The following is an 8,676-nucleotide window of genomic DNA, read 5'->3' as shown; positions in this document are numbered from 1 at the left end:
GGGGGGGGGGTCCCCCCCCCGCGCGGGGGCGGGGGGGGGGCCCTGCTGCCCCCCTTGGGCGGGGGTGGGGGGGCCCCCCCCCCCGGCGAGCTGGACTTCGAGCGCGGCGCCGACCACCTCATGTTCGAGAACCTGAAGCGGAAGCCGAAGGAGGGCGACAAGGTGGCCGTGGAGCTGCACTTCGCCGAGTCCGGCACCGTCAAGGTCGACTTCCCGGTGAAGGCCGCCACCTACAACCCGACGTCGCACGCGTCTCATTGAGGGGCTGACCGCACGTGAAGACCATCGCTCCCCGTTTCCGGCACCTGGTGCTGCTGTTCCTCGCCGTCACCGGCGCGCTCCTGGCCGGTGCCGCTCCCGTGTCCGCGCACGCCGCGCTGACCGGCAGCGATCCCCAGCAGGGAGCGGTGGTCGAGACGGCGCCGAAGCGGGTGACGCTCACCTTCTCCGAGACCGTCGCCCTGTCGGACGACTCGCTGCGCGTACTCGACCCCGCGGGCAAGCGCGTCGACGACGGCAAGGCCCGCGGCGCCGGCGGCACCAAGTACGCCGTGGGGCTGCACTCCGGCCTGCCGGACGGCACGTTCACCGTCGCCTACCAGGTCGTGTCGGCCGACAGCCATCCCGTCTCGGGCGCCTTCACGTTCTCGATCGGCGCCCCCTCCAAGACCTCCGCGGTGCTGACCGACCAGAACGCGGGCGGCGGCGTCGTGGGCGCCCTCTACGGCGTCACGCGCTACCTCTCCTACGCGGGCTACGTGCTCCTCGTGGGCGGCGCCGTGTTCGTGCTGGCCTGCTGGCCGCGCGGCGCCGGGATCAAGCCGGTGCAGCGCGTCGTCGTGGCGGGCTGGACCGCGCTGACCGCCTCCACCATCGCCATGCTGCTGATGCGCGGCGCCTACACCGGCTCCGGGAAGCTCGGCGACGTCTTCGACATGACGCTGCTCGGACAGGTCCTCCAGACGAAGACCGGCGCGGCGCTCACCTCCCGGCTGCTGCTGCTCGCCGCGGCCGCGCTCTTCATCGCCGTGCTCTTCGGCGCCTATGTGAAGCGCGCCGAGGACGGCGACAAGAAGGAGCTCAAGGACCTCACCTTCGGGCTCGCGGTCGGCGGCGCGGTCGTCGCCGCCGGACTCGGCGCCACCTGGGCCATGGCCGAGCACGCCTCCACCGGCATCCAGACCGGCATCGCGATGCCCGTCGACGTGCTGCACCTGCTGGCCGTCGCCACCTGGTTCGGCGGGCTGAGCGCGCTGCTCGTCGCGCTGTACCGGGCACCCTCGATCGAGGCCTCGGCGGTGCGCCGCTTCTCCCGGGTCGCGTTCGGCAGCGTCGTCGTGCTCGCGGCGACCGGGATCTACCAGTCGTGGCGGCAGGTCGGCTCCTGGTCGGCGCTGACCGGCACCCGCTACGGTCAGCTGCTCCTGATCAAGATCGGGCTCGTGGCGCTGCTCGTCGGCATCGCCTGGATCTCCCGCCGCTGGACCGGCCGGATCACCGAGGAAGCGGTCACGGCGAGCGTGGTCGAGCAGCGGACGGCCGGGAAGAAGGAACCGGTCGAGGTCGGGGGCGGCGCCAAGGGCACGGCGGGCACCGGTTCCGGCAAGGGCGGCGGCCGGGACGGCGAGAGCCCCGAGCGGGCCGCGCAGCTCGCCCGGCAGCGCGCCGCGATGGCCAGTGCCCGCGAGAAGCGGGTGCGCGACGCCGACCCGCAGCGCTTCGGGCTGCGCCGCTCGGTGCTCGCCGAGGCCGGTGTCGCCGTGGTCCTGCTCGTCGTCACCACGATCCTGACCAGCACCGAGCCGGGCCGTACGGAGGAGGAGGCCAAGGCCGCGGGCGCCGCCGCGCAGACGCAGGCGGGGCCGGTCTCCCTGAAGATGCCGTTCGACACGGGCGCCGCGGACGGCAAGGGCTCGGTCCTGCTCGACGTGGACCCGGGCCGCACCGGCGACAACGACATGCACGTCTACGTGCTGCGCCCCAACGGGAAGGCCTTCGACGTCCCCGAGGTGAAGGTGTCCTTCACCCAGGAGGCGAAGAAGATCGGCCCGCTGTCCGTCGTGCCCGACCGCATCGCCACGGGACACTGGACGGCGAGCGGCGTGCAGATCCCCGTGGCCGGCGACTGGAAGATCGCGGTCACCGTGCGCACCTCCGACATCGACCAAGTGACCGTCACCAAGAACGCGAAGATCGGCTGAACCACCATGGCTGACACCCAGAGCCGTACGGCCGCGGACACCTCCGGGCCCGGCGCCCCCGGCATCTCCCGCCGCCGTCTGATCGGCACGGCCGGGGCGACCGGCGTCGCCCTGGGCGCCGTCGGGGCGGGCGCCGGATACGCCGTGGCCTCGGCGACCGCGCCGGAGCAGCAGACGGCACTGACCACGCTCGGCGCGGACCGCGTGATGTTTCACGGGAAACATCAGCCGGGGATCACCACGCCGATGCAGGCCCGCGGCCATGTCGTGGCGTTCGACCTCGCGCCGGGCGCGGGGCGCAAGGAGGCGGCCGCGCTGCTGCGCCGCTGGTCGGCGACGGCCGAGCGGCTGATGGCGGGGGAGCCCGCCGGAGCGGACGACACGGACGTCGCGCGGGACGCGGGTCCGTCCTCGCTGACGGTCACCTTCGGTTTCGGGCACAGCTTCTTCGCCCGTACCGGTCTGGAGAAGCAGCGGCCGGGCGCGCTCGACCCGCTGCCGGACTTCTTCTCCGACCACCTCGACAAGGCGCGCAGCAACGGCGACCTGTGGGTGCAGATCGGTGCCAACGACTCGCTCGTCGCCTTCCACGCCCTGCGCGCGATCCAGAAGGACGCGGGCGGGGCGGCGAAGGTGCGCTGGCAGATGAACGGCTTCAACCGTTCGCCGGGCGCCACCGCGCACCCGATGACGGCCCGGAACCTGATGGGCCAGGTCGACGGCACGAACAACCCGAAGCCGTCCGACGCCGACTTCGACAAGCGGATCTTCGTGCCCGCCTCGGGCTCCCCCGACTGGATGGCGAACGGCTCGTACGCGGTCGTGCGCCGCATCCGGATGCTGCTCGACGACTGGGAGCAGCTCGGCGCGAAGGCGCAGGAGGCGGTCATCGGGCGCCGGAAGTCGACGGGGGCGCCGCTCAGCGGCGGCTCCGAGACGACCGAGCCGGACCTGGAGAGGACCGGCCCCGGCGGCGATCTCGTCGTGCCGATCAACGCGCACGCGCGCATCAGCCGGCCGGACCAGAACGGCGGGGCCGCGATGCTGCGCCGCCCGTTCTCCTTCCACGACGGCATCGCGGCGGACGGCACTGTGGACGCGGGTCTGCTGTTCATCTGCTGGCAGGCGGATCCGCTGCGCGGCTTCGTGCCGGTGCAGCGCAAGCTCGACCGGGGCGACGCCCTGTCGGAGTTCATCCGGCACGAGTCGAGCGGCCTGTTCGCGGTGCCGGGCGGCGCTCAGAAGGGCGGATACGTGGGGCAGGAGCTGCTGGAGGGCTGAGCTCCGGCCCGCCCCGGGGCCGGGCCGCATTAGGGTGACTGCATGCCAGCCAGCTACGCGTATCTCGGCCCCGAGGGCACCTTCACCGAAGTCGCCCTGCGCACGCTCCCGGAGACGGCCACCCGGGAGCTGGTCCCCATGGTCTCGGTGCCGGCGGCGCTCGACGCCGTCCGGTCCGGTGAGGCCGAGGCCGCGTTCGTGCCGATCGAGAACTCGGTCGAGGGCGGCATCACGACGACGCTCGACGAGCTGGTCGCGGGCGAGCCGCTGATGATCTACCGCGAGGTGCTGCTCGACATCACCTTCGCGCTGCTCGTGCGGCCCGGCACGCAGCTGTCGGACATCAAGACGGTGACGGCGCACCCGGCGGCCCAGCCCCAGGTGCGCAACTGGATGAAGACCCATCTGGCGGGCGACGTGACCTGGGAGTCCGCCGCGTCGAACGCGGACGGGGCCCGGCTCGTGCAGGAGGGCCGCTTCGACGCCGCGTTCGCCGGTGTCTTCGCGGCCGAGCGCTACGGGCTGACCCCGCTGGTCACCGACATCCACGACGCGGAGAACGCGCAGACCCGGTTCGTGCTGGTGGGCAAGCCGGCCCGGCCCGCGGCGCCGACCGGGGCCGACAAGACGTCCGTGGTCATCTGGCAGAGCGACGACCACCCCGGCGGGCTGATGGAGCTGCTGCAGGAGTTCGCGATCCGCGGGGTCAACCTGGTGCTGCTGCAGTCCCGGCCGACCGGCACGGGGATCGGTGACTACTGCTTCGCGATCGACGCCGAGGGACACATCTCGGACCGCCGGGTGGCGGAGGCGCTGATGGGGCTGAAGCGGAGGTGCCCGCAGGTGCGCTACCTCGGCTCCTATCCGCGGGCGGGTGTCGCCGTCGCGGACGTGCGGACGCCGCGGGCCGGGACCTCGGACGGGGAGTTCATGGCGGCGTCGGACTGGCTGGCGCGCTGCCAGGACGGCCGCTTCTAGCTCCGTTTCCCACAGCCGGGCCCGGTTTTCCACCGTCGGGCCCGGCTCTTCGCGGTCTGGACCACCGGTCCTACCAGCGGATTTTCTTCATCCACAGGAGTTATCCACAGGTGCCCTTCTCGACCTGGGGACAAGTCGACAGGAAGGGTCGATTCCGTCGACAAATCGCCCTACCGACCCCAACTCCCTCCACAGGCCCGCACCTCACCCCTCGTCCACCCATTTCCGTCGATCAACTCTTCAGAGTGAAGCATTTCCACCCGAAAGTGAGTCCGAAGCGGGTTTGGATCGAGAATGCTTCGCTCCACATGCGGCTTTCGGAACGATCTCTTCCGCAGTCCACAGATCTCTCACACAGCCTGTGGATAACTTTTCGGAACGGTGAATCCCTGTGGACAGCGGGCGCCAAATTCCGCACCCCGCAAGGGAGTCGGGTCAAGGCCCCGCCCGCCACCTGCCCCCATTCAGGGACCGGCCCGCTTTTCCTTGACGGAGTTCCCGATCTTGCATTCCAGGCTAAATGCACATTCCGGCAAATGGGACATAAACCGCCGTGTCGCCGGGCGCCGGATATCCGGGCGTGAGCCGCGAGCACGCGACGGTAGCCTTGAGGGGTGATTGACCTTCGCCTGCTCCGTGAGGACCCCGACCGTGTTCGCGCCTCCCAGCGCGCCCGTGGAGAGGACGTCGCCCTCGTCGACTCCGTCCTGTCCGCCGACGAGCGGCGCAGGTCGTCCGGGCTCCGCTTCGACGAACTGCGCTCCGAGCAGAAGGCGCTCGGCAAGCTCATGGGCAAGGCCACGCCCGAGGAGCGTGCGGAGCTGCTGAAGAAGGGCGAGTCCCTCAAGGCGGACGTGAAGGCCGCCGAGGCCGAGCAGCGCGAGGCCGAGGAGGAGACCAAGACCCTCGCCCTCCAGCTGGGCAACATCGTGCACCCCGACGTCCCGCGCGGCGGCGAGGAGGACTTCGTCGTCCTCGAGACGCACGGCACGATCCGCGACTTCGGCGCCGAGGGCTTCGAGCCCAAGGACCACCTGGAGCTCGGCGAGGCGCTCGGCGCCATCGACGTCGAGCGCGGCGCGAAGGTCTCCGGCTCGCGCTTCTACTACCTGACGGGCGTCGGCGCGCTCCTGGAGCTCGCGCTGGTCAACGCGGCGATCGCCCAGGCCACCGAGGCCGGCTTCACGCCGATGCTGACCCCCGCCCTGGTGCGCCCGCGCGCCATGGAGGGCACCGGCTTCCTCGGCCAGGCCGCGGAGAACGTGTACCACCTGGAGAAGGACGACTACTACCTGGTCGGCACCTCCGAGGTCCCGCTCGCCGCGTACCACATGGACGAGATCGTCGACGCGAACCAGCTGCCGCTGCGCTACGCGGGCTTCTCCCCGTGCTTCCGCCGCGAGGCCGGCACGTACGGCAAGGACACCCGCGGCATCTTCCGCGTGCACCAGTTCGACAAGGTCGAGATGTTCTCGTACGTCGACCCGGCCGACGCGGAGAACGAGCACAAGCGTCTCCTGGAGTGGGAGAAGCAGTGGCTGACCGGCCTCGAGGTGCCCTTCCAGGTGATCGACGTCGCCACCGGTGACCTCGGCGCCTCGGCCTCGCGCAAGTTCGACTGCGAGGCGTGGATCCCCACCCAGGGCAAGTACCGCGAGCTGACCTCGGCGTCGAACTGCGACGGGTTCCAGGCCCGCCGTCTGTCGATCCGGATGCGCGACGGCAAGAAGGTCCAGCCGCTCGCCACGCTGAACGGCACGCTGTGCGCCGTTCCGCGCACGATCGTCGCGATCCTGGAGAATCACCAGCAGGCCGACGGCTCCGTACGGGTGCCCGAGGTCCTGCGCCCGTACCTGGGGGGACGAACGGTTCTCGAACCCAAGTGAGGCGTTCGTGAACCCGCGTCAGAACCGTCTGGAGCCGATCACCAAGTGAGCCAGCCCGCTCCGATTGCACCCGCCGCCTTTCCGTACCGGCTCGTCGCGACCGACCTCGACGGGACGCTGCTGCGTCCCGACGACACGGTCTCGGAGCGCACGCGCGAGGCGCTCGCCGCGGCCACCGCGGCGGGCGCGGCCCACATCGTCGTCACCGGCCGGGCCGTGCCCTGGACCCGCCACATCCTCGACGACCTCGGTTACGAGGGACTCGCGGTGTGCGGCCAGGGCGCGCAGGTCTACCACGCGGGGGAGCACCGTCTCCTGACGTCCGTGACGCTCGACCGGCAGCTGGCGGGGCTCGCCCTGTCGAAGATCGAGGCCGAGACCGGCCCGCTGGCGATCGCCGCGAGCCGCGACGGCCTCGCGGGCGAGGTGATCGTCGGCCCCGGCTACCAGGTGCAGGAGGGGCCGCTCCCGGTCATCCCGTTCACCGAGGTCGCCGACCTGTGGGCGGCGCCGCTCAACAAGGTCTACATCCAGCACCCGAAGCTGTCGGACGACGAGCTGGCCTCGGTCGCGCGCGCCGTGGCGGGCGATCTCGTGGGCATCGTGATGGCCGGCCCGGGCGTCGTGGAGCTGCTGCCGCTGGGGCTGTCGAAGGCCACGGGGCTGTCGCTCGCGGCGCGCCGGCTGGGCGCGAAGGCGGCGACCACCATCGCGTTCGGCGACATGCCCAACGACATCCCGATGTTCGGCTGGGCCGCGCACGGTGTGGCGATGGCCAACGCGCACGACGAGCTGAAGGCCGTCGCCGACGAGGTGACGACGTCGAACGCGGACGACGGCATCGCGGTGGTCCTGGAGCGTCTGCTCGGCTGAGTGCCGGTCGCTCGAACCGGTCTCGGTTGCTTGCGGTTGCGCTTGCGGAGGATGCGCGGATCGAACGCGCGCGGGGTTCAACCCCGACCACGACTCGCTCTGAATGAGCACAGTGCAAGCCGGTGCCTTACCACTCGGCCAATCCTCCGGGTGGGCGGCCCACGCGCCTCAGAGGGCACGTGCTCGAAGCGGCCGCCCCGGGCAGCACCCCTGGGGCGGGGCTCGACGGAGTGCAGTGACTACTCCGGAGCCTGCCTCGGGCTGCCCTGCCGGGAGCTCGACGGACTACTGAACTTCATCGTCGCGCTCCTCTCCCGGTAGACGGCCCGCCGGAGCCTTACGCCCCGGCGCGGTGACACAACTACTGTGCCGTGCCCGGCCGTTGACCGCCACCGATTAAAAGCCCGGAGGCCCGGAGGCCCGGAGTCAGCGGCGCCGCCGTCTGCGGCGCCTGGCCTTGCTGAAGAACCATCCCGCGGGCGGCTCGTCGGAGCGCCACGGCTGCGGGTCGGGGCCGCCGTCGCGCCAGCGGGCCGCGAGCATGCGGGCCCGCGCGGACGGCTCCGCCGTCTCCGCGCCGCGGATGAAGTCGGCGTCCAGCACCACGTCGTCCCAGGCGTCGGCGTCGTCCATCGCAGCTCCTCCTCGGGCGGCGTACGGACCGCTCACCCTCCCCCAGTGTCCGGAGAGGAGGGTGAAATCGGCGTCAAGATCCGCACAGCGGGCGAAACGGTCCTACTCCTCGCCGGCCAGCGTCAGGGCGCGGAGCTTCTGGCCCGCGTACCAGGTGGCCAGGACCGTGACCGCCACCAGGAGGACCGTCGCGAGGGGAAGACCGACGTCCGAGGTGACGAGGTCGCCGCCCGCCACCTTGTGGGCGACCGCGAGGGACCACTGCTGCACGCTGAGGGTGCGGGCCCCCGCGACCAGGGAGCCGAAGAGGGCCTCCCACACCAGGGCGTAGACGAGGCCGAAGACGACCGCGTGCCGGGTCACCGTGCCGAGCAGCAGGAAGATCGCGGCGTACGCGATGGAGGCGACCAGGGCCGCGACCGTGTAGGCGACGGCGATCTGCTGCCCGTTCCCGTTCAGGATCAGGCCCGCGATCAGGGTCGGGACGGCGGAGAAGACCATGGTGACGGCGACCGCCACGATGAGCTTGGTGAAGATGATCGTGGGCCGCTTCACGGGCTTCGACAGGAGATAGACCACGGAGCCGTCGTCGATCTCGGGGCCGATGGCGCCCGTGCCCGCGATGACGCCGATGAGCGGCACCATCGTGGCGAGCGCGAAGCCGCCGAGGACGTCGGTCGCGGTCTGGTCGTCGGCGCCGGTGAGGCCGCGGACCAGTGCCGAGATGCCGATGAGCAGCACGGGCAGGGCGAACAGGATGAGGGCCCGGCGGCGGCCGAGCAGGGCCCGGTAGGTGAGCCGGGCGACAGTGGGGTCGTACATCA

General features: G+C 71.6%; 8 protein-coding genes and 1 tRNA gene. 6 read left to right on the top strand and 3 right to left on the bottom strand.

Going from position 1 to position 8,676, the window contains the following annotated elements; genetic code table 11:
• The first annotated feature begins 54 nt into the window (after positions 1 to 54).
• The 6 genes from ACFW9D_RS03830 (at position 55) to ACFW9D_RS03805 (ending at position 7,219) form a co-directional block, all read left to right on the top strand.
• The gene (locus ACFW9D_RS03830; RefSeq protein WP_384617371.1) at positions 55 to 261 is read left to right on the top strand and encodes a copper chaperone PCu(A)C; all 207 of its coding nucleotides are present in this window, start codon (positions 55 to 57) and stop codon (positions 259 to 261) included.
• 14 nt (positions 262 to 275) lie between these two features.
• Complete coding sequence (locus ACFW9D_RS03825) at positions 276 to 2,201, top strand: copper resistance CopC/CopD family protein (protein ID WP_384617369.1); 1,926 nt, start codon at positions 276 to 278, stop codon at positions 2,199 to 2,201.
• A gap of 6 nt (positions 2,202 to 2,207) precedes the next feature.
• The gene (gene efeB / locus ACFW9D_RS03820) at positions 2,208 to 3,482 is read left to right on the top strand and encodes an iron uptake transporter deferrochelatase/peroxidase subunit (protein WP_384617367.1); all 1,275 of its coding nucleotides are present in this window, start codon (positions 2,208 to 2,210) and stop codon (positions 3,480 to 3,482) included.
• 42 nt (positions 3,483 to 3,524) lie between these two features.
• Positions 3,525 to 4,460, top strand: a complete 936-nt coding sequence (pheA, locus tag ACFW9D_RS03815; protein WP_188337901.1) for a prephenate dehydratase — start codon at positions 3,525 to 3,527, stop codon at positions 4,458 to 4,460.
• A gap of 614 nt (positions 4,461 to 5,074) precedes the next feature.
• Positions 5,075 to 6,346, top strand: a complete 1,272-nt coding sequence (gene serS / locus ACFW9D_RS03810; RefSeq protein ID WP_384617365.1) for a serine--tRNA ligase — start codon at positions 5,075 to 5,077, stop codon at positions 6,344 to 6,346.
• A 45-nt stretch (positions 6,347 to 6,391) separates the two neighbouring features.
• Entirely contained in the window at positions 6,392 to 7,219 is an 828-nt protein-coding gene (locus ACFW9D_RS03805; RefSeq protein WP_384617362.1) for an HAD family hydrolase, read from the top strand.
• Positions 7,220 to 7,264: 45 nt separating this feature from the next.
• On the opposite strand, the gene ACFW9D_RS03800 is transcribed toward ACFW9D_RS03805, so the two are convergent.
• The 3 genes from ACFW9D_RS03800 to ACFW9D_RS03790 all read right to left on the bottom strand — a co-directional run bounded on the left by ACFW9D_RS03800 (position 7,265) and on the right by ACFW9D_RS03790 (position 8,674).
• Positions 7,265 to 7,367: transfer RNA gene (locus ACFW9D_RS03800), tRNA-OTHER, on the bottom strand.
• Between the two features lie 278 nt (positions 7,368 to 7,645).
• Positions 7,646 to 7,852 (bottom strand): hypothetical protein, encoded by a 207-nt coding sequence (locus ACFW9D_RS03795; protein ID WP_384617360.1) that lies wholly within the window; start codon positions 7,850 to 7,852, stop codon positions 7,646 to 7,648.
• A 102-nt stretch (positions 7,853 to 7,954) separates the two neighbouring features.
• Positions 7,955 to 8,674, bottom strand: a complete 720-nt coding sequence (locus ACFW9D_RS03790; protein ID WP_188337904.1) for an ABC transporter permease — start codon at positions 8,672 to 8,674, stop codon at positions 7,955 to 7,957.
• Positions 8,675 to 8,676: the final 2 nt, after the last annotated feature.

The organism is Streptomyces sp. NPDC059524 (genome assembly GCF_042749255.1).
GTDB lineage: Bacteria > Actinomycetota > Actinomycetes > Streptomycetales > Streptomycetaceae > Streptomyces > Streptomyces xanthii.
The sequence above is the reverse complement of the archived record's forward strand: the minus strand, read 5'-3'. Positions and strand labels throughout refer to the sequence as shown.